The organism is Winogradskyella bathintestinalis (assembly GCF_030407435.1).
GTDB lineage: Bacteria > Bacteroidota > Bacteroidia > Flavobacteriales > Flavobacteriaceae > Winogradskyella > Winogradskyella bathintestinalis.
In genome coordinates this window covers 92,575-119,030 of the sequence record NZ_JASDDK010000006.1, presented here as the reverse complement: position 1 = coordinate 119,030, position 26,456 = coordinate 92,575, and the positions used below count along the sequence as shown (strand labels likewise).

Genomic DNA, 26,456 nt, shown 5'->3' with positions numbered 1-26,456 from the left:
TTTATTAAAGTGTTATAACCAATATTACACGCTAACCAAACCAAAGAAATTAATCATGAAAAATATTTTAACACTACTATTTATTTTAGTAGCTATGGGGGCTTTTGCTCAAATTAAAATGACAGGTGTTGTAAAAGACAGCATCGGTACCCCATTAGAACTTGCCAACGTTATTGCTATAAATAAAGCATCTAATACTTTAGAATCTTATGCAATTACGGACTCTAATGGCACTTACACTATCTCATTAGGAAAGAATGGTCAATATAATATTCAGATCAGTTATATAGGTTTAAAATCTGTAGATGATCTCATTGAGACAAAAGAAGTTGACATTACTAAAGATTTTCAAATGCTTTCAGATAATGCGCTCGATGCCGTGGAACTGACTTATGAGATGCCTGTAACCATAAAAGGTGATACTTTGATATATAATGCTGATTCTTTCAAAAACGGAACAGAACGTAAGCTAGAAGACGTTCTGAAAAAATTACCCGGTGTAGAAATAAATGCCGATGGAAAAATTGAAGTAGAAGGAAAAGTGGTGAATAAATTAATGGTTAACGGAAAGGATTTTTTTGATGGAGATTCAAAATTAGCGACAAAAAATATTCCATCTAATGCCGTAGATAAAGTTGAAGTATTACGTAATTATTCTGAGGTTGGGCAGATGAGTAGTGTTAGAAATAATCAAGATAATGTCGCAATCAATATTAAATTAAAAGAAGGAAAAGAGAATTTTTGGTTTGGAGATGTTACCGTTGGTGGCGGTGTGGCTCCATCACCAAATGATGAATTGTATTTGGTGCAACCTAAGTTGTTTTATTACAGTCCTAAATATAGTGTCAACGTTATCGGCGATTTAAATAATACTGGAGAAGTGGCCTTAACAGGAAGAGATATTCGGAATTTTGGTGGTGGGTTTAGACGTCCAAGTGCTAGTAGTGGCACAAGCCTTAATCTTGGGAATAACGGGTTAGGTGGATTGACCAATATTGACGATTCACAGTCTGTGGAATCAAAATTAGGTGCTGTTAACTTTAGTTATGCTCCAAATAAGGCTTTGGATTTAAGCGGATTTATAATTTACAATAGCAATAGGTTACGAACTCGTGAAGAAAGTTTTTTACAATATACAAATCCAGAATTGGGCATACCTGATGAAGAAACTGTACAAACGGGAAGGGAAGCTACAAATCAAGGTTTAGCAAAATTGAGTGCTAGATACAAGCCTAATGTAAATAATCAGTTAGATTATGATATTCTCGGACGTATTTCTGACGATTCTGAAATGCAGAATGAATTTTCAACTGTTGTAGGAAATACAACGCAGTTAGATGAAGCGAAACCATTTAGTATTAATCAGAATGTGAATTATTACTACACGCTAAACGAAAACAACATTTTTGCTTTTGAAGCCCAACATTTAATAAAAGACGAAGATCCCTTTTATAACGTTATTGGTTTAAAAGAGGAGGATGCTTTTGAAAGTACGGCAACAAGTCTAGGTTTAGATACCAACCAGAACACGTATAATCTCAACCAAGATCGACGTATAAAATCAAATCAGTTAGATGCTAAATTAGATTACTATAATATCTTAAATTCTAAAAGTAATATCAATTTTACTTTAGGGACAATTTTGAGCAATCAGAAATTCAATTCTAATATTTTCCAGTTCTTAGATGATGGTTCATTTTTTGATCCTACCGCAAGCTTAACAAATCCTGAAGGGGAGCTGTTACAAAACGAAAATGATACCGAATATAATTTTAGTGATATTTATCTTGGATTTCATTACAGATTAAAAACGGGGAAGTTTACCATTACCCCAGGATTTTCGGTCCATGCTTATGGGAACAAAAACACGCAATTTGACGAAACTTATAAAGATAACTTCTTTAGAGTATTACCGGATTTTGAAACACAGATTCAGTTTAAAAAGAGTGAAAGTTTAACTCTAAGATATAATATGCAAAACTCATTTACAGATGTTACAAGTTTGGCTGAAGGTCTGGTGTTAAACAACTATAATAGTATTCAATATGGGGAGCCAGAATTGCAGAACTCATTATCTCACAATATTAATTTAAGGTATTTTAGTTTTAATCTTTTTAATTATACAAACGTGTTTGCGATGTTAAATTATAATAAGAACATCGACCAGATACGATCATTAACTAATTTTGATAATGTTATTAGAACAAGCACTTATTTTAATTCAAATTTTGCAGATGAGAGCTTAACGTTTGTGGGACGTTTTCAACGTACTTTTGGAAAGTTAAGAGCAAGTATAAGAGCTAATCTCAATTACAGTAAAAGCAATCAATTTGTACAGAATGTGAGATCAATTAACGAAAACTTTTCACAATCGTACACGCCTCAATTAAGTACTAATTTTAGAGAGGCACCTAATGTAACTTTGCAATATCGATACAGTATAAGCAATAATAATCAGGGAGATAATGATACACAATTCATCACCAATGCTCCGTCAGTAGAATTTGACGCTTATATATGGAATTCATTAACTTTTAAAACGGATTATTCGTATACTAATCAAAGTAGTGATGTTGGCCCTTCACAATCTTTTCAAACATGGAATGCTAGTTTGGCTTACCGAAAAGATAGAGATGCAAAATGGGAATATGAAGTCAACGCTTCTAACTTATTGAATATAGATTCTGAAATAAATAACGGATCTAATAATATTTCAGTTTATAGTTCAGAAACGTTTATTTTACCCCGATTTGTAACTTTTCGCTTGACTTATACGCTTTAAATTAGGCTTAACACCTTAGCATTTTTAGGTTAGATTTGCTTGCTCTATTTAGCATTTAAATCAGTTGTGTAGATTAAGGTTACTCAATGTCATAAAAACAAAAACCCTCAACACTAAAAAAAGTGTTGAGGGTTTTTAATTTTCCTTTTTCAAAATTTATCCTTTAGAGATATCCATTTTTTCAATGACTTTTTCAACCTCACCAGCTTCGTTGGTAAGTGATGCTTCAAAAGCTTTTAATTCTTTTTCTACTTCAGCTTGAGTACCTTCAAAAACTATAGTTTTCATTATTTTTTTGCCTTCAACTATTGTAGAATAATCTATGGTCGCTTTAGCTAATTCTTTAGTGTCTACTGTCATTTCTATTGATACGTCTTCGTCACTTATTGCTAAACCAGTTTCCTCAGCATGACCTCCTAAAATAGGTGCAATTACTAGACCTATTAAACAAGTTAATTTAATTAAAATGTTCATTGAAGGACCAGAAGTGTCTTTAAACGGATCTCCAACGGTATCTCCAGTTACAGCAGCTTTATGAGCTTCAGAACCTTTATAGGTCATTTGTCCGTTAATTTCTACACCAGCTTCAAAGGATTTTTTAGCATTATCCCAAGCTCCACCAGCATTATTTTGGAAAATAGCCCAAAGTACACCAGAAACCGTGACACCAGCCATATAGCCTCCTAACATCTCGGCTATAGCCATATTATTCATTCCAAAGAGCATTGGAACAAAGGCAATAACTAATGGGAATCCAATAGTTAATAATCCTGGAAGCATCATTTCTTTTAATGATGCTTGTGTAGAAATGGCCACACATTTATCATATTCAGGTTTTCCAGTACCTTCCATAATGCCAGGAATCATTTTAAATTGGCGACGTACTTCTTGTACCATTTCCATAGCTGCTTTTCCTACGGCGTTCATTGCTAAAGCAGAGAATACTACGGGTACCATACCACCAACAAAAAGCATAGCCAATACAGGTGCTTTAAAAATATTAATGCCATCGATACCGGTAAAGGTTACGTAAGCTGCAAATAAAGCTAATGAGGTTAACGCTGCAGAAGCAATTGCAAACCCCTTCCCAGTGGCAGCTGTGGTGTTACCAACAGAATCTAAAATGTCTGTACGTTCTCGTACAATAGGATCTTGTTCGCTCATTTCTGCAATACCACCTGCATTATCAGAGATTGGTCCAAAGGCATCAATCGCTAATTGCATCGCTGTTGTTGCCATCATAGCAGAAGCTGCTAATGCAACACCATAAAAACCAGCAAAGGCATAAGATGCCCAAATGGCACCAGCAAATAATAAAACGGATGGGAATGTAGATATCATTCCTGTTGCTAGACCTGCGATAATATTTGTGCCTGCACCAGTAGAGGATTGTTGTACAATTTTAAGAATAGGTGATTTACCTAATCCCGTATAATATTCAGTTACAGAAGAAATAACCGCTCCAACAAATAGACCAACTAAAGTAGCGTAGAACACGCGCATGGCAGAAATTTCAACTAATCCTTCGCCGAAGAAATTCATTTGCATAGTTTCTGGTAACATCCAAATGACTAACCCAAAACAAGAGGCCGCCACCAAAATAATTGAGGTCCAATTACCAATATTTAAAGCTCCCATGACTTGAGCTTCTTTAGCATCATTACTTTTTATTTTAACTAGCATTGTTCCGATGATAGAAATAATAATACCTGCACCAGCAATAGCCATTGGCAATAAGATAGGTCCAATACCTCCAAAGGCATCACCAATATTACCACCCATATCTTTAATTACATAGTTACCAAGCACCATGGCAGCTAAAACAGTGGCTACATAAGAACCAAAGAGATCTGCACCCATACCAGCTACATCACCTACATTATCACCAACGTTATCTGCTATAGTAGCAGGATTACGAGGATCGTCTTCTGGAATACCAGCTTCTACCTTACCAACTAAGTCAGCACCAACATCAGCAGCTTTGGTATAAATACCGCCACCAACTCTGGCAAATAATGCAATGGATTCAGCACCAAGAGAGAAACCCGCTAAAGTCTCCAATACTATGGTCATATCCATAGTGTTTGTCCAAACTCCATCCATAAATACATGAAAGAATACAATAAAAAATACCGTTAACCCTAGTACAGCTAAACCTGCGACACCGAGTCCCATTACAGTACCACCACCAAAAGAAATTTTAAGTGCATTTGGTAAACTTGTCCTAGCGGCCTGAGTTGTTCTAACATTAGTTTTGGTGGCGATTTTCATACCAATGTTACCAGCATAAGCAGAAAATACAGCTCCAAAAATAAATGCGATTACAATAAGCCAATGTGTTGTGGGTACTACGAAAGAAACCACTGCAAGCAGGATACTTACAATAACTACGAATATGGCGAGTAACTTATATTCAGCATTTAAAAAGGCTAGGGCGCCTTCGTAAATGTGATCTGAAATTTCTTTCATTTTGCCATCTCCAGCATCTTGTTTCATAACCCAAGATTTCTTTACAAGCATGTAAATTAATCCTAAAAGCGCCAAAACTATTGGCATGTAAATCATCATTGACTCCATATTATATTATTTATTTTAATTAGTTAATACCTGTTAAAAGTAGTGAAATGAATGTTAATAAAAAAGACCCTACTACAATCATTGTAATAGGGTCTTTTATCTAATATATTTTATAAACTATTTAAATCTTGAAATCACCATTAGATTTATGTGTACTGTTTTCGTATCGGTCGATACATTTATTGAGAATGTCGTAAGCTTCCTGAGCATCTCCCCATCCACCAACATCAACTTTCTTTTTTTCAAGGTCCTTATATACCTGAAAGAAATGTGTAATCTCTCTAATTCTATGCGGGTTCAGATCTTGAAGATCGTTGTAGCTGTTCCATATAGGATCACTTACTGGTACACATACTAGTTTTTCATCTGGACCTTTTTCATCGGCCATGTGAAATACTCCTATAGGCTTTACTTCCATCACACACATCGGAAATGTTGGTTCTGTACCCATAACTAATACATCCAAAGGGTCTCCATCTAAAGCTAGAGTTTCTGGAATAAAGCCGTAATCTCCAGGATACATCATAGATGAAAATAACATACGGTCGAAACGTATTTTATTTAATTCAAAATCATACTCATATTTATTGCGACTTCCTTTTGGGATTTCTATTAATACATCAAAGGTTAATTTTCCTGCTGCTGTCATATTCAATTGTTTGGGTGTTCTCTTATAATTTTTTAAGAACGCTTAATGGTTTTTTTGTTAAAAATTTGAGGGTTGCAAAAGTATTGAATCCTTTGATTTTGAGCAAGTAATTCTGTAAATGTTTATAGTGTACATTTAAACTTATTGCAGTATCATAGTAAAATACGGTTTTTGTCCTGGTTCTTTTTCTGATCTACTTTTAATTTTTAACAATCCTTCAAACGCATCGCTGACAGTTGAGGGATGGTTTTATCGACCATAGCAATAACTGCGGCTGCAGCTTGATCTGCGTGGAATTCTTTAGCCAAATTCAGACTTGTTAAAACCCTCACAAGATGACCAGGCAGGATTTCCTCAATAATCGCTGTCATTTATCAGAAGCTTTAGATTCGTCTAAACGTTCTTTGACGTTGGTTTCAGAATTTACCATTTTATCGCCGTAGTATTTTAGATAATACACTCCAATTTTAGTACTCGTTTGCACCAGTTTTGATCCGCGTTGAATTTTACCGATCCGAAAGTTTTTGAGTGTTTCATATTATGTTTGCCATAGCGAGTAACTATTCATTTAAACCTTTTAATGCTTTAACTATAATAATTGAAAAGACTTATTAGCTTACTTCACTTTCTCTATATATAAAAACTTTACTAGGTCTATACTAGGTCTATAATATAATGTAGATAATGCCTTTAATTGATTTTCAAAACCAGATATAACGTTATTCTTTAAAAATACAAAATGAAGTCCGGAATACGAGAATCTGAAAATGAAAAAAACCAAGCTACATGTTTAGTGTAAGTTGGCTTTTACTAACGGTCTTAATCTTAACAAAAAATTGAACTCATGCCATAAGCTTCGCCGATTATTGCCTTCTTTCCAAAGATATTTCATAAGATTTTATTTATGAAGCGCATGACGTTGCCGATTTGAAATTAAATATTCTAAAAGTTGAACGGTCTTGTCTCTTCCCCGTGTTTTCGAATCTACTTTCACAGTATAGCGTCATAAATTAAACGGTCCCAAATTTAAATACGATAATCGCATTTTCTCGAAATCGCTTTAATTCTTGCAGTTTGTTATTCAGGAGATACATTTAAGAGTAACTTCTTTTTAGCAGAAGTAGACGATTTTTTTACGGTTTTTGCTTAGATGTGCGACTCTTTTTTGCTGGCACATTAATGGTAATAATCTATACATGAAGTCGCGAATCTGGACTGACAATTAAGCGATGGAATCTTTTATAGCATTAAAACCTGAAGGTGAAGCATTTCTCCATTTGTAAATTTTTACCTTTTCTTTTAAGTCCTCACCAAAATCACTTATTTGATCTTGACGACACGCTAGCGATTTCCGTACATCTTTTATAGTTTCATAAACACTTTAGGCTCTTCTTCAGCCCTAGTTTTCCAAATCGAAAAACTTTTTTTTAATAATGAGTCTTGTTCTTTTTGGGGATTCATGTTTTGTGGCTTATAATGTTAGATCTGCTAATCATTTTTGAATAAATTTTGCAGCATCATTAAAGTCTGAAAAGTTTTTATCCTCTCCGCCTTATATATGCGATACTTCCCCTCTCCATGGTACTTTAGATTCCCCGTCTTCTTCAGAAATAATCTGGTTAAACCGAACCATAAAAGATGCGGATTGATCTGCTTTTTTTATAATATTAAAATTGACAGCGCTTACAAAGTACAATTCTTTAATGACGAATTCAATAAATGTTTAAGCGAAAGGTGATCAATATCAAAGACTTGCGTAAAAACTAAATGTCTAAAAAGTTGTTCAGATAAATTAAGCAAAAAAAATCGGGCTGTTAAAAATAAAACCCAAAACTACCAGTAACTCCAAAAGGTCTAGCATTTGGACGATCTAAGTAATTACCTCTAAAATTAAAATCGAGTCGTAACACCTTAAAAATATTGGCTATACCGAAGCTATATTCGTAATAAATGCGCGAATCTGGTGCAACCAATGGGATTTGTACAGGGTTGTTAGTAGTATTTAACGCAATATTTTCATCTGAAAGTTCTCCCCAAACACCGCGTATACCCGCAATAGCTCTTAGATTATACTTCTTTAGAAAAGGTATGCGGGAAAAAATACGGCCATTAAAGTTATGTTCAATATGTAGTGAACTGTAAGTATCTGTAACAAACTCGTAAAAATCTAATTGTGGAAACGTATTGTATATAGAAAAATAGGATTGGTTACCAGGAACAACGCTAAGTAAACCAAGCGGGACTTCTCCAAAAGTTTTTCCTAATTCTACAGAGGTTGTTAATCTACCGAAACCTCCAAGTTGCCAAGGTTGTATATAAGAAAACTGAACTTTAGTATAATCAAAATCACTATTGAATAAATTACGATAGCCCTGACTTACTTGTGCAAAAAGGGTAGCAAAATTATCATTTTTGTTTCTTCGCTCTACGCCGAAACCGGTCATTTGACGTTTTGGGTAATACGAAAGTGATAATCGGGATTCATATTGTTGAATTTCAGAAGAAATTCCTGTAGGAGAATTAGGATCGTTATAATCTAAACTGAATGTTGGTGATGCCGAGCTCAATTTACGTACACTTCCGTCCATGCGGATTTCAAAATTTCTTAAAGGCTCAACGGAAAATCCAAAACTGGTTAAATTAATATTAGATAATTTATCGTTTGTGCTTGTGCCAATAACAGCAGAAGACGCCAAACTACGGCCTAATACATCCGAGGAACTTGTTAGGCTCGCTCCAATCTGTTCTATATCTCTTCTATGGCCACCAAAAATTGTAAATCGAGACCGTTTATCCAATAACCATTTACCTGAAATTCCATGTTTAACTTTATCGTCTTTAAAACCGTAAGCTAAAAACCCTTCGAGTCTCCAAAGATCATTTTGGCCAAAATAGGTTCGGCCGCCGGTACGTATTCTAACGCCTTCAACCTCGTTGTATCCAAAGGTTGAAAAGATAGGACCATAATCGAATTTAATACTCGGAAACTCAATATATCCTGAAGCCAGGATGCTTCCTATATTGTATAACCGTTTAAATTTTTTAACTGTTTTCAGCGTGTCTAACATTTTATACACACCTTTTTCATCTTTATTTAGCGCTTCAAGACGATTGGTTTCCCAAAAATCATCTTCCCTGTTATAAACATCGGCGTCATAATGATAAACGTCTTTATCGTAAAAATCAGGATTCTTTGGTTGATCAAACTTGTAATTATCGTAAATCGTAGTTCGTTTTCCGTAAACTCCTCGAGACATTTCTTTTTTATTGAAAGCAAAATCTGAAAGAAAATAATCACGTTCAATAAGGAAGACGGAATCGTTAAGCACTTCAAATTCTTGTTCGATATAAATTTCCTTAACCCAGTTAATATTCGCACTTTTAGAAGCTTGAAGGTTAATTTCTTTGATGGCGTATGTAGAATCATTGACCCAAAAATCACCCTTAAAGGTTAATTCGTTTTTTCGTCTAGGATAATAGATAATGTTATAACACCACTTGTCACCAATATATGCGCTATCGGACAATACATAATTATAGGTTTGAATACCTGTTCTACTTAATGGACTTACAAAGCTTTTGTCAAAAAACTTTAAGTAATTATCATATACATTATATTCGGAATACAGATCGTCTATAAAATCTATAATGACTTGGTTATTGCTAAAACCAGAATTTTTATTACCTAATAAATCTTCGCGTTCTTTGTTGATGGTATTGTCACCAGAGATTTTCTTCACGGATTCATTCAAGAAAATTGGTAAATAAGTTTTGCCTGTAACGTTTGAGGTGTCTACTTCTTCAAATACAAACTCCATACCTTTAAATAATTTACTTTTAATTAAAGCACTATCTATGGTATTAAGGTCAAACTCTACTTTTTCGTATTGGTCGTATTCGTATTGTTTAAACTGGCTCAGCCCGTTATGGCGTTTACGTTCCCAAATCTTTTTTAGAATTCTTATGGCTGGGTTTTCTGAAGCTTTTTTAGATTGTTTTCCGGTAACAATCACCACTTCATCCAAAGAGGAAGCTTCTTCTTTAAGAATATATTTTAGATCGTAGTTTACGCGTTTAGTTAACGGTATTTCTAACATCTCAAATCCAACAAAAGAAATGATAAGGGTTTCCCAATTTTCGTCAGACTCTAAATAGAATTTTCCATCTTCATTGGTAATAGTACCTTGGGTTGAGCCTTTAAATAAAACATTAGCAAAGGGAATTGGGACATCATTCTCATCAAAGACGTGTCCGCTTACTTTGGTCTGAGCCATTGACGACCACAAACCTAGAATTAAAAAGGGGATAAATAATTTTAACTTCATAATAAAAAAATAAACTTCACCAACAACCGTGCTAAACTTTAGCGTAGAGGTTACTGATGAAGTCTATTAAACGCAGAAAACTGCAATTTATTTGTACATTACTTTTTTAACCGCTTTAATAACATCGTCACTGTTAGGCAACCATTCTGCTAATAAAACTGGTGAATAAGGCGCAGGAGTATCTGCTGTATTTATTTTAACTATTGGGGCATCTAAATAATCAAAGGCTTCAGACTGCACTAAATAAGTGATTTCTGTCGCGACATTCCCAAAAGGCCATGCTTCTTCTAATATTACTAAACGATTTGTTTTCTTAACAGAAGTTAGAATCGCTTCTCTATCCATAGGTCGAACGGTACGTAAATCTATAATTTCGCAAGAAATACCATCTTTTTCTAATTCGTCTGCAGCCTTGTAGGCCTCTTTTATGATTTTACCAAACGAAACAATTGTAACATCTGTACCTTCACGTTTAATTTCGGCAACCCCAATTGGTAGTACATATTCGCCATCTGGCACTTCTCCTTTGTCGCCATACATTTGCTCACTTTCCATAAAAATAACAGGATCGTCATCTCTAATGGCTGCTTTGAGTAACCCTTTGGCATCATAGGGATTAGAAGGTACAATTACCTTTAAGCCCGGAGTGTTAGCAAACCAGTTTTCAAAAGCTTGAGAATGCGTTGCACCTAATTGCCCCGCAGAAGCTGTTGGTCCTCTAAAAACAATAGGGCACTTAAACTGTCCGCCAGACATTTGTCTAATTTTTGCAGCATTATTTATAATCTGATCAATACCAACCAAAGAGAAGTTAAACGTCATATATTCTACAATGGGTCTGTTGCCCGTCATTGTAGATCCTATAGCGATACCCGCAAAACCAAGTTCTGCAATTGGAGTGTCTATAACTCGCTTTGCTCCAAACTCATCTAACATGCCTTTAGATGCTTTATATGCGCCATTATATTCTGCTACTTCCTCGCCCATAAGGTATACGCTTTCATCTCTACGCATCTCTTCGCTCATGGCTTCGCAAATCGCTTCTCTAAATTGAATTGTCTTCATTATCTATAATTTTTACGAGTAGCAAAAATAATAATTATTGATTATATAATGACATTAAATGCAAAGTGAAAAAAATAAAAAATTGTAACTCATAATTCTTATTGAACCACATAATGATTTTGAAATTAAAAAACTTCATTTTTATTGGGCTCATTGTGATAATTTCTAGTTACAGTTTTGCGCGGGTCTCCGTGCATAGTCCCATGTAAAATCATTCTATTAAAATTGAATTACCTGCAGATATACCTTGTGTAACACTTAAGTCCGATGGCACAGTTATACTTACACATCAAGATTAGAACATCACAAATATTTTTGCCGAATATATTATTTATGGTTTTTATCAAACGTTTCCAAATATTAATCCCGGAGGTGAATTAATTAAAGAATATACCGTTGTGCATGGCAACAGACCTTTTATTAATGAACTGTATGCGTACGAATTTCCGGAGACTTAATTTTGAAAATAAATTGTATTGGGTATTGGAAGTAATGAGGGTGGTAATTATGGAATATTCGGGTTAATCTAGATAATGGTGAAGCCGGGGAATTTGATGTTGGACGAGAAAATGCAATTTTCGCTACTTATTATTAACTTTTGAAGACGAGGCATTATCTCTCGAGAAACAAAGTTTTCAACGTATAAAAATTTAAAAAATTGAAGGTATGTCGTATTTAAATATTGCCACTTAAACAATGATTCGCTAATTGTAGAGGTGTATACGAGGTCTGGTAAACAACAAATACCTCCAACTAAATTTGATAAAGACATCATTAATATTTCAAATTTTCTACAGGGTTATACTTCATAAAACTTTCAGATTTAAATAATCGGCAAAAAATCTTTAAATTCCTGAAGAATTAATAGTGTAATAGATTAAAATTGAATTTTTCTAAAATTTGTTATGCACGCATAGTAAATTTCAAAATATTATTTTTATCTTCGTACTCAATAAAAAAGACGTTTAAAATAAATCATTTCTATATGAAAATATTAGTATGTATTAGTCATGTACCTGATACAACCTCAAAGATTAATTTTACCGATGGTGATACTAAATTCGACACTAATGGAGTACAATATGTTATCAATCCTAATGACGAATTTGGCCTTACCCGAGCTATGTGGTTTAAAGAAAAGCAAGGCGCAAGTGTAGATGTTGTTAATGTTGGAGGACCAGAAACGGAACCGACTTTAAGAAAGGCTCTAGCTATTGGTGCTGACACAGCAATAAGAGTTAACACTCCAGCAACCGATGGATATGCCGTGGCCAAACAATTAGCGAATGTAGCTAATGATGGAGGGTATGATTTGATCATAGCGGGAAGAGAATCTATTGATTATAATGGTGCTATGGTGCCAGGAATGTTGGCTAGTTTAATTGATGCTAATTTTGTTGCCAATTGTATTAGTTTAGAAGTTGATGGCACAAGCGCAAAAGCGGTTAGGGAAATTGATGGAGGAAAGGAAACTGTAAGTACGGCATTACCATTAGTCATTGGTGGGCAGAAAGGCTTGGTGGAAGAGAGTGACTTGCGTATTCCTAATATGAGAGGAATTATGATGGCGCGAAAAAAACCATTATCTGTGGTAGAACCTACGGATGCCAAAGCTGAAACTAAAGCTGTAAGTTTCGAAAAACCAGCTCCAAAAGGCGCGGTTAAATTGGTAGATGCTGATAATTTAGATGAGTTAGTAAACTTACTTCATAATGAGGCTAAAGTGATTTAATGCAGCTTTATTATTCCGAAGGTTAACACTGAGCGCAATCGAAGTGCTATTTCGGAATCTCATGATATTAAATAGGTAATAACAATAAGTTCTTGAATTAAGTTCAGGAAAAATCTCATAAATAAAATTTTATGTCAATTCTAGTATATACAGAATCCGAAAACGGAAAATTAAAAAAAGCGGCTTTAGAAGTCGTGTCTTACGCTAAGGCTGTTGCTGACCAAATGGGAACTTCAGTGACTGCCGTTGCTGTTAATGCAGATAATGCAGAATCGCTTGGTGCCTACGGGGCATCCAAAGTTCTATTGGTAAAGGATGACAGTTTAAAGGCATTCAATGCTAAGAAATATGCAGCCATTTTAGAGGCGGCAGCAAAAAATGAAGATGCAAAAGTAGTTGTGGTTAGTTCTAGCGCAAATAGCAAATATTTAGCGCCATTGTTAGCCGTTGGTTTAGAAGCTGGTTACGTGTCTAACGTAGTTGAGGCACCATCTAACGTGTCTCCATTTACGGTGAAACATTCGGCCTTTACCAATAAAGCATTTGCCAATACTGAAATTACAACGGATATTAAAATTGTTGGTTTATCTAACAATTCATTTGGGTTAGTAGAATCGGGTGGAAGTGCCACTGTTGAAGACTTTACTCCTTCTATTCCAGAATCTGGAGTTACTGTGGAGTCTGTTGATAAAGCAACGGATAAAGTGAGCATTGCCGATGCCGAAGTTGTTGTTTCTGGTGGAAGAGGCTTAAAGGGGCCTGAAAACTGGGGAATGATAGAAGAGCTAGCAGAAGTGTTAGGAGCAGCAACTGCTTGTTCGAAGCCAGTATCAGATTTAGGATGGAGACCACATAGTGAACACGTGGGGCAAACTGGGAAACCTGTAGCTTCCAACTTATATATTGCCATTGGTATTTCTGGAGCGATTCAGCATTTAGCAGGTATTAATTCTTCAAAAGTAAAAGTGGTAATTAATACAGATCCAGAAGCGCCATTCTTTAAGGCTGCTGATTATGGAGTAGTCGGTGATGCATTTGAAGTGGTTCCGAAATTAATTGAAAAATTAAAAGCTTTTAAAGCTGCAAACGCATAATTTTATTACCTTGTAGTTTTCAATTCAATTTGGTAATAAAATAGCGTTTTATATTAAGAACTGTTTAAATTTAGAAGATTTCTCAATACTTACATTTTATCGAAAGTATAGTGGAAATTAACCAAATCTGTAAAATGGAGTTGGTAAAGTCCAAATTTAAACAGTTCTTTGTGTTTTGCCTTAGCCCTAATTCTAAGTAAGAATTATGACTTTTCTAAAGGAAAGGTAAATAAGGATACTTCAACCAAAAAGTGTTGAGGAGTATAGTTTTAAAATATGAGTTTAGTTCGTTTAAATATCAAAGGCATTTCATACAGTCAAACCCAAAATGGTGCCTATGCTTTAATACTTAATGAGGTTGATGGTGACCGTAAATTACCTATAGTTATTGGTGCTTTTGAAGCGCAATCCATAGCTATTGCTTTAGAAAAGGAAATCCGTCCTCCGCGTCCGTTAACCCACGATTTATTTAAAAACTTTGCTGACAGATTTGATATTGTAGTAAAACAAGTTATCATTCATAAATTGGTTGATGGCGTATTTTATTCAAGTTTAATTTGCGAACGCGATAAAATTGAAGAAATTATTGATGCCAGAACTAGCGATGCCATTGCACTGGCTTTACGTTTTCAAGCACCGATTTTTACCTATAAAAATATTTTAGACAAAGCTGGTATTTATCTTAAGGTCAATCCGAAAAAGGAAGATGATGAAGAACAAGATAGTATTCTTGTTGATGATCTTATTGTTGAAGAAATTGAAGCAGCATCAGTAGAACAAGAAGGTTATAAAAATAAATCTCTAGAAGAACTCAATTCACTTCTCGAAGAAGCCGTTAATAATGAAGATTATGAAAAGGCAGCTCAGTTAAGAGACGAAATTTCCAAACGCTAACTAACACATCTTTTTATGAATCAGTTTTTCAAGGCTTTTCTGGCTATTTTTATTAGCCTTTCATCAATAACAGCGCAAGAACTTGAAAAAATATGGGAGTCAACAACTTCTGAAAATAACTATTCTACTTTAGAATTTAAAAAAGGAGAATTCAACTTTTCCTCGAGCACAGTAGATGATTTAAAAGGAGATTATATGTACCAAAATAATTTGTTGCTACTGTATCACAATGATTCATTAAACTCTATTAAGCGATATAAAATTACAGAACTTACAGATTCTACTTTGGTTTTCTCTGGAAATGAGATGCGTTTCAATTTAGTGTCAAAAAAAGATAAAACGATAGTTACACCCGTGGCCACTAAAGGAGAAATTATTCCAAATCAAGGATTTTCTTTTAACAGTTTGTGGCGAGGCATATTAGGAATGGTAACCTTAATTTTTATTGCCTTTTTATTTAGTAGTAATAGAAGAGCTATTAATTGGAAAACTGTTGGTATTGGGTTACTCTTTCAATTAATAATTGCAATTGGAGTTTTAAAAATAGATTTTGTAAAAACTGTTTTCGAATTTATAGGGCAAGGTTTTATTGCTATACTTGGATTTACGCAAGCAGGAAGTGAATTTTTATTAGGTGGCATGTTAGATGTAAACTCCTTCGGTTACATTTTTGCTTTTCAAGTATTACCAACAATTATATTCTTTTCGGCTTTAACTTCAGTTTTATTTTATTTAGGCTTAATTCAAAAAGTTGTAAAAGGGTTGGGCTGGTTATTATCGAAAGTTCTAGGTATTTCTGGTGCAGAAAGCTTAAGTGTTGCGGGTAATATTTTCCTAGGTCAAACAGAAGCTCCTTTATTGATAAAAGCCTATTTGGAGAAAATGAATAAGTCTGAAATTCTCCTAGTAATGATCGGTGGAATGGCTACTGTAGCCGGTGCAGTTTTGGCTGCCTATATTGGATTTTTAGGAGGAGAAGACGAAGCGTTACAATTGTTTTATGCTAAACACTTATTAGCAGCATCAGTAATGGCAGCACCAGGAGCTATTGTAATTTCTAAAATTTTATTTCCACAAACAGAAGATGTTAATACAGATGTTGCCGTTTCAAAAGAAAAAATAGGTTCTAATATTTTGGAAGCTATTGCAAATGGAACAACAGAAGGTTTAAAACTAGCTGTAAACGTTGGTGCTATGCTTTTGGTATTCGTGGCGTTTATTGCGATGATTAATGGAATTTTAGGTGGTCTTGCGGGATTTGATGGGATTATTATTGAAAGCTTGAATATACATTGGCAATTTACCTCATTAAATGAAATCATAGCAGAAAACACGGCATACGATAGTTTGTCTTTAGAGTTTCTTTTAGGGTATTTATTTGCACCATTGATGTGGTTGATTGGTGTAGCATCTGAAGATATGGCTTTAATGGGACAGCTTTTAGGAATTAAATTAGCTGCAAGTGAATTTATCGGTTATATACAATTAGCAGATTTAAAAAATGTAGCAAACGCCACACACCTTACTTATGAGAAGTCGATTATAATGGCAACGTATATGTTATGTGGTTTTGCGAACTTCGCATCTATTGGAATCCAAATTGGAGGCATTGGTTCTTTAGCACCAGGCCAACGTACACAATTATCTAAATTTGGAATGAAAGCTTTAATTGGAGGCACTATTGCTTCTTTAATTTCTGCTACGATTGCAGGAATGATTATTGGGTAGTAAAATTCTTTAAAAAGCAGAGTCTTATAAATTATAGTTAATAACTAATCATAGATACTCAAGCATCAAAATATAATATTTGATGCTTTTTTTTTATTTTCGCTTTAAGTCATGTTGAATTTATTTTCAGCATTCAATTACATCAATATTTTAGTTTAATTTAAAGAGATTCCCACTTCCGTGGGACATGTTATGAAACAATACCACGACTTAGTAAAACACGTCTTAGCTGAAGGCAACGACAAAGGCGATAGAACCGGCACTGGCACAAAAAGTGTTTTTGGATATCAAATGCGCTTCGATTTGAGTGAAGGATTTCCAATGGTAACGACCAAAAAACTGCATCTGAAATCTATTATTTACGAATTACTTTGGTTTATAAAAGGCGATACTAATACCAAATATTTAACGGAAAATGGTGTAAGAATTTGGAATGAATGGGCTGATGAAAATGGGGATTTAGGTCCTGTTTATGGTCATCAATGGCGCAATTGGGCGAGTGAAGACATAGACCAAATTAAGGAAATCATTACCACTTTAAAAAATAATCCGAATAGTCGTAGAATGTTAGTCTCGGCATGGAATCCATCGGTTTTGCCAGATACCTCTAAGTCTTTTTCTGAAAATGTAGCCAATGGAAAGGCCGCTTTACCACCGTGCCATGCTTTTTTTCAATTTTACGTGGCTGACGGAAAATTGTCTTGCCAGCTTTATCAGAGAAGTGCAGATATCTTTTTAGGAGTTCCTTTTAATATAGGTTCTTATGCCTTGTTTACTATGATGATGGCTCAGGTTTGTGGATACGAAGCAGGTGATTTTATTCACACTTTTGGTGATGCTCACATTTACAATAATCATATAGATCAATTAGAATTGCAATTATCTAGAGAAATTAGACCGTTGCCTAAGATGATTTTAAATCCAGAAGTAAAAGATATTTTCGATTTTAAGTTTGAAGACTTTACGTTGGTCGATTACAATCCACATCCACATATTAAAGGTAAAGTTGCCGTATAAGTTTATTATATTAAAACTATCATCTTCACTGTAACTTTTCCTTGCGACATTTTTTTTATAAATTAAGAAACTGAATAGGCGACGTATCCTGCATATTGGGGCTGTGGTAAAGATTTAAGTTTTGAGGAAACTAAAAATGCCCTACAGACAAAATCAAGGATTATATTATTGTCAATTTTAATTATAAATTAACGGTTAAAGTTTTCCCAACGGATTTAACCACAAAATTTCTAGTGGAATTACGATTGGTAAAAAGGCAGAACAGAACAAATTAATATTAAGGCCCATCATAAATCTATTGCTATAGGGGTAATTCAACTTATAAAACAGAGCCAAAATTTAAATTGCCGGGAACAAAAGACGGACTACTTGTTATTATTGTTTTTAAAGCTTTAATGACCGTTCGGTTGTTGTAAATACACTAGATTTAAGATGATATGTTGTTGCTATATTATTCATAGAATTTTGGCTTCCGATTTATATTTATAAACAATCAATTGTCTCATAGCAGAAACCGAGGATTTAAAATAAGTGGTACTAAAGTATTAAAAGTCGTAGCGAGACATTTCATTATTAGAATATATTAAGATATCTTTCAGGCCTGAGCATATTTATACTTGGGCTAATTTTACTTTTAATCACCTTAACTTTACTTTTAATTATGAAAAAAAATCTTCTGTGCATATTTACTTTATTAATACTGGGCTTGACAAGTTCAGCTCAAAACCTTCAAAAAGCAATTGAAGATTTTAAATCTATCACAAAAGCTACTGTTACGATAAATGTAAATTCAGGAATTCCTGAGTTTATTAAATTTCCTTTAAATGAACCATTGGAAGTAGAAGGTTATACGGTTTTAGATAAATCCATGTCTTTTTTAGACCGTTTTAAGAATGTTTTCGATATCAAGATTTTGGAGAATACGTTTCATCTCGACACTATTAAAACGGATCAATATGATTTTAAACATGTGGTACTTCAGCAAACACATCAAGGTGTACCAATTTTCGATGGTCAATTAAAATTTCATTTTAATAGCGATGGAAAAATAACGGCGATCAATGGTAATTATATTCCTTATATTAAATTAAAGGCTATTCCAAATTTAAGTCAAGAACAAGCTGCCAATATAGCTATCGACACTATTAATAATCAGGATATTAATTACTCAAGTGACCAATTGATTATAAAAGAAAGTGCACTTTATGTCTTCCAAAAAGGATTAGTACAAGGCTATCGTGGTTCAAATTACTTAGTCTATAGGATTGAAGTAACGAATGAGAATGACGTTCGAGAATTTATTTTTGTAGATGCCAATAATGGTCAAATAATAGAACAATTTACGGGGATTGCTCATGCAATAGATCGTGCTGTTTATGAAGGTAACGGTTCTAATATCGTATGGCAAGAAGGTGATGCTTTTCCAGGATTGTTAACGATATGGCAACAAAACGAAGTTCTTGCCTCAGGACATACGTATAATTTTTTTAAAAACGCTTTTGACTTTGTATCTTTTGATGGTGCTGACGCTACAATGCTTATTTTAAATAATGTTGACGATGCAGACTTTTGTCCGAATGCAAGTTGGAATGGTGTTAATATTAATTTTTGTGATGGAACTGCCACAGACGATGTTATAGGGCACGAATGGTCTCATGCCTATACAGAATATACAAGCGGATTAATATATTCATACCAATCTGGTGCTATAAATGAAGCCTATTCTGATATTTGGGGTGAAACTATTGACTTAATAAATAATTACGAAGACGAAGGTGAGGATTTCTCTATAAGAACTAATTGCAATAGTTCTGACCGCTGGTTAATAGGCGAGGATGCGTCTTCTTTTGGTGGTGCTATTAGAGATATGTGGGATCCGACATGTATGGGAGATCCGGGAAAAGTAATGGATATCGAATATTGGTGTGATGCTGCGGATTCAGGCGGAGTACATGTTAACTCTGGCGTTCCCAATCGTGCTTACACCTTATTGGTTGATGGGGGCAATTATAACGGATATACTATAAACGGCATTGGTTTTACAAAAGCGGCTCATATATTTTGGCGAGCTCAAAGTCAGTACTTAACTATTTCAAGTGATTTCTCAACACTTGCCGATGCGCTTGTGGCTGCAGGTAACGATTTAATAGGTTTTAATTTAGAAGGTTTATCCACTTCTGAAATAGCTGCAGGACCATCTAACGAAATTATAACGTTACAGGATTTAAACCAATTGGTTAATACAATATTAGCGGTAGAGTTAAGAACAGATCCTGGTTGTCCAAATACTTCAATAATATTAGAAGCTTTAGAAAATGAGTTGTGTGATGCCGCAATTAATAATCCTATTTTCTTTGAGGATTGGGAATCGGGATTAGGAAATTGGACTACCGAACAAGTACCAGTAAATTCTGCCACTTGGACATCGAGAGATTGGGTTGTTGGTAACGGAACCAACGCTAACAGGTTCGGAAATATTGCTTATGGGGAGGCAACTGCTATTGGAGATTGTAATACGATTTTAGAAAATGGAATTATCCGTTTAATTAGTCCGGTTATTACAATACCGAATGTCTCAACCTCTGCTTTCGAAATGGCATTTAACCATGTAATTTCTTTGGAAAATGAATGGGATGGTGCAAATATTAAATATAGCCTTGATGGGGGCGAATGGACTATTCTGCCTCTAGCTGCATTTACAGAAAACCCTTATAATGATGCGGAATTGCGAGAGAGTGATAACCCTTTAGCTGGTGAGCCTGCTTTTACCGGATCGGACGTTGGAACTTATTTAGCATGGGGAACTAGTGTTTTAGATTTATCCACTATTGGTGTTGTTGCTAATTCTACAATACAGTTTAGATTTGAAGTTGGAACCGATGGTTGTAATGGTATTATAGGTTGGGCCTTAGATGAAGTAATGATCTATAATTGTACGACCTTATCTATAAACGAATTTGCCTTACAGAATGCCATACATGTATATCCTAATCCATCAAAAGGAGAATTTACCATTCAGAAAATGAAATCATTGGATATACTTGAGGCTACTATCTACGATATTAACGGAAGACAGATTAAGAAGATGAACTTACAAGATATGTCAGATTCTATGACAATCGATTTATCTCACATGTCTTCTGGAATGTACTTTATGTCTGTTGCCTCGAAAGAATCAAAATTTGTTATAAAACTCTTTAAGGAATAAACCATATTCTACATGCAGATAAATATAAAAAGCGTCCCGATTTTAATCGAGACGCTTTTTTATTAAGTCTTATGTTATAAATTATTCTTATAATTTGATAACACTGTTTTCGGCACCTGCGAAATCGTTCCAAGCATAAGCATCCGCATGTTCATCATTGATGTAAGAAGTACCATCAACGAGATATTTAAATTCGTAAGAGTTATCTTTTTCTAAATCAACGGTACCTTTAAAAATTCCATTTTTCAATTTTTTCAATTTTGTAGCTTTTTGTGTATTCCACTCATTAAAGCTTCCTAATACCACTACATTTTTTGCCTCATCTGCAGGTACAGAAAATGTGACCTTACAGACTGGCTTACTTTTTAAATACTGCTTTTTAATTGCCATAATAGATAAATTAATTATAGTACAAAACTATAAAATAATGATGCAGGTATTCGCTATTAAATGTCTAAAAATTAAAGAATTATCATTTTCATAATATAGGCTTTGCTTTTTTTTAAACTACGTAATATATAATCCTAAAATTTAATGAATTAGCAATATCTATAATTAAAACCTTAAGTCTTGATTTTCAACTACATCGTTATCGAAATCATTAATTATTAAAACTCTAAAAATTACTGCATTCATAAAGTGAAAAACAAGTATCTTTATCTTATTAAATTACAAATATGTTCGGTAAGAAAAAACAAGTTTCCACTATAGATAAGGACCAATTAGAGTTAATTGAAAATGCCCAAAAACGTATTAAGCAGAAAAAACGTTTGTATTTTCATTTTGTTATTTTTTTAATTGGTGCAGTATTTTTAATTATTGCAAATACGGTTTTAGGCATTGGTGAAAATTTTAAAATTGCTAATATTGATTGGTTTGTTTATGCAATAGTGGCTTGGTTGTTTCTATTTATTTATCATTTTGTATCTGTTTTTATAACCCATAAGTTTATGGGTAAAGATTGGGAGAAACAACAACTTGAAAAATTAGTGAATCAACAACAAGAGCGTATTAATAGTTTAAAAAATAATTTCACAAAAGAGGAAACCAAAATCGCACAATCACAAGCATATAATGAATCTAAAAATGCGCCTAAAAATTTAGAGAAAAAAAAACTTTCTGAATTAACAATTATTGTGGCTGCAGGAGAAAATAATGCGATCGGAAAAGATAATGACCTAATTTGGCATTTAAGTGACGATTTAAAACATTTTAAAACGCTCACCAATGGTCACCATATAATTATGGGCCGCAAAACTTTTGAGAGTTTTCCAAAGCCTTTACCAAACAGAACTCATATCGTTATAACCAGGCAACACGATTATAAGGTTCCCGAAGGTGTTATTGTGGTTAATTCTTTAGATGATGCTCTCGATGCAGCAAGATTTGACAACCAACCATATATTATTGGTGGTGGGGAAATTTATAAACAAGCGATGTCCATTGTAGATAAACTTGAGATTACACGTGTGCACTCTACATTCGAAAATGCAGATACGTTTTTTCCGGAAATTGACCCTACGAAGTGGTCAGAAATCAATAGAACCACACACGATGCCGATGAAAAGCATGCCTATGCGTTCTCTTTTATAACGTATAAGAGGAAATAAAAGCTAATAGTACGGATCCAAGACTAGGTATAATTGAGACATTTGTATAAAACAAAACACGCTAACGTTGAAGCTAGCGTGTTTTAATGTTATTTTTTAGAAGTTCAATTAAATTTCAAAAGCAGCTTTTACTTTATCAACATAATCCAGCTTTTCCCAAGTAAACAATTCTACATCCAATGAAACTGTCTCTCCATTTGGTTGTTGAAATGATTTCTTAACGGTTTCGGGTTGTCTACCCATGTGCCCGTAAACTGAAGTTTCGCTATACATAGGTTGGCGTAATTTTAAACGCTTTTCGATAGCCGCCGGACGCATATCAAATAATGTCTTAACAGTTTTAGCAATTTCGCCATCCGTTAAATTAAAATGGCAAGTACCATAAGTATCAACGAATATACCCATTGGTTCTACAACTCCGATGGCGTAAGAGACTTGTACTAAAATTTCGTCACATAAACCAGCAGCGACTAAATTCTTGGCAATGTGTCTTGTTGCATATGCAGCACTACGATCTACTTTACTCGGATCCTTACCAGAAAAAGCTCCACCACCATGTGCTCCTTTACCGCCGTATGTATCAACAATAATTTTACGGCCCGTTAATCCTGCATCACCGTGTGGTCCACCAATAACAAATTTCCCTGTAGGGTTGATATGGTATGTAATATCATCATTAAATAATTGCTGAATATGTTCGGGCAATTGAGATACTACTCTCGGAATTAAAATCTCAATAATATCTTTGCGGATCTTTGCCAACATTTTATCATCTGTATCAAACTCATCATGTTGGGTAGAAACTACGATAGAATCAATGCGTTGAGGCACGTTGTTGTCGCTATACTCTATGGTAACTTGTCCTTTAGAGTCTGGTCTTAAATACGTAATGGCTTTGTTTTCGTGACGTAACGTAGCCAGTTCCTTTAAGATTCTATGCGATAAATCTAAAGCTAGCGGCATATAGTTGTCAGTTTCATTGGTAGCATAACCGAACATCATTCCTTGGTCGCCAGCACCTTGCTCTTCTTTAGAGGCTCTATCTACACCTCTGTTGATATCTTCAGACTGTTCGTGAATGGCAGATAGTACACCACAAGAGTTGCCATCAAACATATAAGCCCCTTTAGTGTAACCTATCTTATTAATAGTATCTCTTGCAATTTTTTGAACATCGAGGTAAGTATTTGATTTCACTTCGCCTGCCAGAACAACCTGTCCGGTGGTTACTAAAGTTTCACAAGCTACTTTAGATTCTGGATCAAAAGCTAAAAAATTATCGATAAGCGCATCGCTGATTTGATCCGCTACTTTGTCTGGATGTCCTTCAGAAACACTCTCTGAAGTAAATAAATATGGCATAATTCCTATGTTTTAGGTTATAGTTATTATGAAAAATTTGAGATTGCTAGGTCGCTAGAGAAGTCCGTTTAACTTACTGCTTTAGCATTTTTTTTTATCCTAATTATGTTTTAGGATCTGCTCTTTTATATTAAGAACAGCTGCTAAACGAATTTAGCATTAGAGGTTGCAATCAGATCAAATTTTTCCTCTTAAATCTGTGCAAAAATACGCATTAATATTAAAACTGAGTACCTAAAGGTTCAAAGAAAATTTATAATTTTTAATTTGAAGTTGTTTAAGTTCTTACAAATGAAAAAATTAGTAGATTTACGATATGCTTTCAAAGAAAACAAAATATGGAATAAAAGCGCTGGTGTATTTGGCCAAACAAGATGTGAGGATGCCAGTTCAGATTTCTTCAATTTCAAAATCTGAAAATATTTCACAAAAATTTCTTGAAAGTATATTATTGACCTTAAGAAAAAATGGCTTGTTAAGTTCAAAAAAGGGTAAAGGTGGTGGTTATTATTTGTTAAAAGACCCAAAAGAGATTCCAATGACCACAGTTATGCGATTATTAGAAGGACCAATTGCAATGGTGCCTTGTGTAAGTCTCAATTTTTATGAAAAGTGTGATGATTGTCCGGATGAGACGACTTGCGCTGTACACAAATTAATGATTGAAGTTCGTGACAATACGTTAGAAATATTTAGAAACACGACATTAGCTGATTTAGCACACACGAATTTAAAGCTATAGTATATAAGTTTTCAACTACTAGTTGAACTTAGATTACAATTCAACGCATAATATAGCTATTATCTATTTAATCAAATAAAGATTCAATAGAGGTAACTATCAAATTTTCAAGTTTTCAAGATTATTTTTCCGAAATTTTTATGTTGTTCATTTAAAATAAAGTTCTAGGTTTGCATTACTCTAGTAAGTTGATAGGATAAAAAGGTTAATTGTAAAAAGAATTACAGACAACCAAAAATCATGAGTATTGAAAATCAATATTTTAAAAGTGCGTATACCTCAATAAGTATGGGGACAAGTATCAGTAAACCTATAAGATGTAAGGATCCATGGCCATTGACGACATCTCTATTTCTTATATGATCATCTGTGCTTAACACTAGTGGTACTATTAGAAGCAAAGATTAAAATATGACACTTAAGATTTTTAAGCAGATATTTTTATATAACATTAAAAGAATAAAATGATTAATATAGATACAGCATATTGGAATAAAAAATTACGAGATAAAAGTCCGACTGAAATTGTTAAATGGGCATTAAAATTATCTGATAATAGGATAGTTACAACTAGTTTTGGTGTGTATTCTTCGGTTTTGTTGAGCACCATGTCTAAGTTAGAAAAAGATATTAAAGTCGTTTGGTGCGATACCTTGTACAATCAACCAAGTACATATGAGCATGCATCTATTATAATTAAAAAGTATAATCTCAATATTTTTAAATATCAAAGTCTATATAGCAAAGAAGAAATTGAAGCGTCTATCGGCTTACCAAGTTTAGAAGATGATAACCATGCTGTTTTTTCTGAAGCTGTAAAATTAGAACCTTTTAGGCGTGCTTTGCAAGAACAAGATCCAGATATTTGGTTTACTAATATCCGGGTAAGACAAACCGAATTTAGAGATAAAAAAGATATTTTAAGTTATAGTAAAGATGGCATTCTTAAAGTAAGTCCATTTTATTATTGGAGCGATGCCGATTTAGATCAATATATTGAAGATAATCAATTAGCCAAAAATCACTATTATTTCGATCCTATAAAAGCACTCCTTAATAGAGAGTGTGGAATACACTTAGAATAATTATTAAAGTAAGGTTCCTTTGCTAAGCTAAACAATATGGAGTCGATGTAGAAAGGTTGATGTAGGATATACAAAGTCTTAGAACAGAATTAGAAATTCCAATAGTAGAAAAGAACATCCTTGATTTTGCAATTAATAACTTTTCAATATTAGACAGGTTTATGAAGAGAAATTTAAAAGTCTGTGCTTAACGAAAGGTATGTGCGATCAGCGACAAGAGGGTGTGCAAATGATAAATATTAAATTACTCTACGGTAAAGAGACTTTGCTCTAGATTGCAGTATTTTTCTAGCTAATGTGATCGCAGATGTCACTTTGTTTCATGGACGGAACTAATTTAGAGATGCATTAAATTCTGTAGAACGTGTCCAAGAATTAAAATTGCTCAATAAAATTAACTTAATTACACCAGCAAAAATCAGGCAAGAGCACGGTGAATATAAAATTCAAGCGGTTGTTATTACTATAAATGGAGAAACCGAAACTTTAGAAACAGATGCTTTTATTACTTTATTTGGATGATCCCCGATATTGGGACTAATTATATACTATTATTGGTTTTTAAACTCCGTTTTAATAGTTAAAG

At 33.9% G+C, this 26,456-nt stretch carries 18 protein-coding genes; 11 read left to right on the top strand and 7 right to left on the bottom strand.

Annotation, left to right across the window (positions count from 1 at the left end; genetic code table 11):
- Positions 1 to 55: 55 nt before the first annotated feature.
- Positions 56 to 2,782 carry a TonB-dependent receptor gene (locus QMA06_RS14325; RefSeq protein ID WP_290207580.1) on the top strand — a complete coding sequence of 909 codons (2,727 nt, stop codon included), beginning with the start codon at positions 56 to 58 and terminating at the stop codon, positions 2,780 to 2,782.
- A gap of 156 nt (positions 2,783 to 2,938) precedes the next feature.
- Here the strand turns inward: QMA06_RS14325 and QMA06_RS14320 are convergent, their stop codons facing one another.
- The 5 genes from QMA06_RS14320 to QMA06_RS14300 form a co-directional block, all read right to left on the bottom strand.
- Complete coding sequence (locus tag QMA06_RS14320) at positions 2,939 to 5,359, bottom strand: sodium-translocating pyrophosphatase (protein ID WP_290207579.1); 2,421 nt, start codon at positions 5,357 to 5,359, stop codon at positions 2,939 to 2,941.
- A 121-nt stretch (positions 5,360 to 5,480) separates the two neighbouring features.
- Positions 5,481 to 6,008 carry an inorganic diphosphatase gene (locus QMA06_RS14315; RefSeq protein ID WP_290207578.1) on the bottom strand — a complete coding sequence of 176 codons (528 nt, stop codon included), beginning with the start codon at positions 6,006 to 6,008 and terminating at the stop codon, positions 5,481 to 5,483.
- A gap of 206 nt (positions 6,009 to 6,214) precedes the next feature.
- Positions 6,215 to 6,379, bottom strand: a complete 165-nt coding sequence (locus QMA06_RS14310; RefSeq protein WP_290207576.1) for a hypothetical protein — start codon at positions 6,377 to 6,379, stop codon at positions 6,215 to 6,217.
- 1,443 nt (positions 6,380 to 7,822) lie between these two features.
- Positions 7,823 to 10,333, bottom strand: coding sequence for a DUF5686 and carboxypeptidase-like regulatory domain-containing protein (locus QMA06_RS14305; protein WP_290207575.1), 2,511 nt, complete (start codon positions 10,331 to 10,333; stop codon positions 7,823 to 7,825).
- A gap of 87 nt (positions 10,334 to 10,420) precedes the next feature.
- Positions 10,421 to 11,398, bottom strand: coding sequence for a pyruvate dehydrogenase complex E1 component subunit beta (locus QMA06_RS14300; RefSeq protein WP_290207574.1), 978 nt, complete (start codon positions 11,396 to 11,398; stop codon positions 10,421 to 10,423).
- Positions 11,399 to 12,383: 985 nt separating this feature from the next.
- Here QMA06_RS14300 and QMA06_RS14295 point away from each other — a divergent pair.
- The 6 genes from QMA06_RS14295 (at position 12,384) to QMA06_RS14270 (ending at position 21,071) form a co-directional block, all read left to right on the top strand.
- Positions 12,384 to 13,130: an electron transfer flavoprotein subunit beta/FixA family protein gene (locus tag QMA06_RS14295; RefSeq protein ID WP_290207573.1), complete on the top strand. Its 747-nt coding sequence runs from the start codon at positions 12,384 to 12,386 to the stop codon at positions 13,128 to 13,130.
- Between the two features lie 131 nt (positions 13,131 to 13,261).
- Entirely contained in the window at positions 13,262 to 14,224 is a 963-nt protein-coding gene (locus QMA06_RS14290) for an electron transfer flavoprotein subunit alpha/FixB family protein (protein WP_290207572.1), read from the top strand.
- A 276-nt stretch (positions 14,225 to 14,500) separates the two neighbouring features.
- The gene (locus QMA06_RS14285) at positions 14,501 to 15,118 is read left to right on the top strand and encodes a bifunctional nuclease family protein (RefSeq protein ID WP_290207571.1); all 618 of its coding nucleotides are present in this window, start codon (positions 14,501 to 14,503) and stop codon (positions 15,116 to 15,118) included.
- A 15-nt stretch (positions 15,119 to 15,133) separates the two neighbouring features.
- Entirely contained in the window at positions 15,134 to 16,846 is a 1,713-nt protein-coding gene (locus QMA06_RS14280; protein ID WP_290207569.1) for a nucleoside transporter C-terminal domain-containing protein, read from the top strand.
- 192 nt (positions 16,847 to 17,038) lie between these two features.
- Positions 17,039 to 17,863, top strand: coding sequence for a thymidylate synthase (locus tag QMA06_RS14275; protein WP_290207567.1), 825 nt, complete (start codon positions 17,039 to 17,041; stop codon positions 17,861 to 17,863).
- 661 nt (positions 17,864 to 18,524) lie between these two features.
- Complete coding sequence (locus tag QMA06_RS14270; RefSeq protein ID WP_290207566.1) at positions 18,525 to 21,071, top strand: M4 family metallopeptidase; 2,547 nt, start codon at positions 18,525 to 18,527, stop codon at positions 21,069 to 21,071.
- An 87-nt stretch (positions 21,072 to 21,158) separates the two neighbouring features.
- On the opposite strand, the gene QMA06_RS14265 is transcribed toward QMA06_RS14270, so the two are convergent.
- Positions 21,159 to 21,461, bottom strand: coding sequence for an isoamylase early set domain-containing protein (locus QMA06_RS14265; RefSeq protein WP_290207565.1), 303 nt, complete (start codon positions 21,459 to 21,461; stop codon positions 21,159 to 21,161).
- A gap of 287 nt (positions 21,462 to 21,748) precedes the next feature.
- Between QMA06_RS14265 and QMA06_RS14260 the strand changes: the two genes are divergently transcribed.
- Positions 21,749 to 22,681 carry a dihydrofolate reductase gene (locus tag QMA06_RS14260; RefSeq protein ID WP_290207564.1) on the top strand — a complete coding sequence of 311 codons (933 nt, stop codon included), beginning with the start codon at positions 21,749 to 21,751 and terminating at the stop codon, positions 22,679 to 22,681.
- A gap of 108 nt (positions 22,682 to 22,789) precedes the next feature.
- Here the strand turns inward: QMA06_RS14260 and metK are convergent, their stop codons facing one another.
- Positions 22,790 to 24,043, bottom strand: a complete 1,254-nt coding sequence (gene metK, locus QMA06_RS14255; RefSeq protein ID WP_290207563.1) for a methionine adenosyltransferase — start codon at positions 24,041 to 24,043, stop codon at positions 22,790 to 22,792.
- A 316-nt stretch (positions 24,044 to 24,359) separates the two neighbouring features.
- Here metK and QMA06_RS14250 point away from each other — a divergent pair, with 316 nt between their 5' ends.
- From QMA06_RS14250 to QMA06_RS14240, 3 genes are all read left to right on the top strand, one after another.
- Positions 24,360 to 24,785, top strand: a complete 426-nt coding sequence (locus tag QMA06_RS14250; RefSeq protein WP_290207562.1) for an RrF2 family transcriptional regulator — start codon at positions 24,360 to 24,362, stop codon at positions 24,783 to 24,785.
- 464 nt (positions 24,786 to 25,249) lie between these two features.
- Positions 25,250 to 25,870 (top strand): phosphoadenosine phosphosulfate reductase domain-containing protein, encoded by a 621-nt coding sequence (locus tag QMA06_RS14245; RefSeq protein WP_290207561.1) that lies wholly within the window; start codon positions 25,250 to 25,252, stop codon positions 25,868 to 25,870.
- Positions 25,871 to 26,251: 381 nt separating this feature from the next.
- Positions 26,252 to 26,392, top strand: a complete 141-nt coding sequence (locus QMA06_RS14240) for a hypothetical protein (RefSeq protein WP_290207560.1) — start codon at positions 26,252 to 26,254, stop codon at positions 26,390 to 26,392.
- Positions 26,393 to 26,456: the final 64 nt, after the last annotated feature.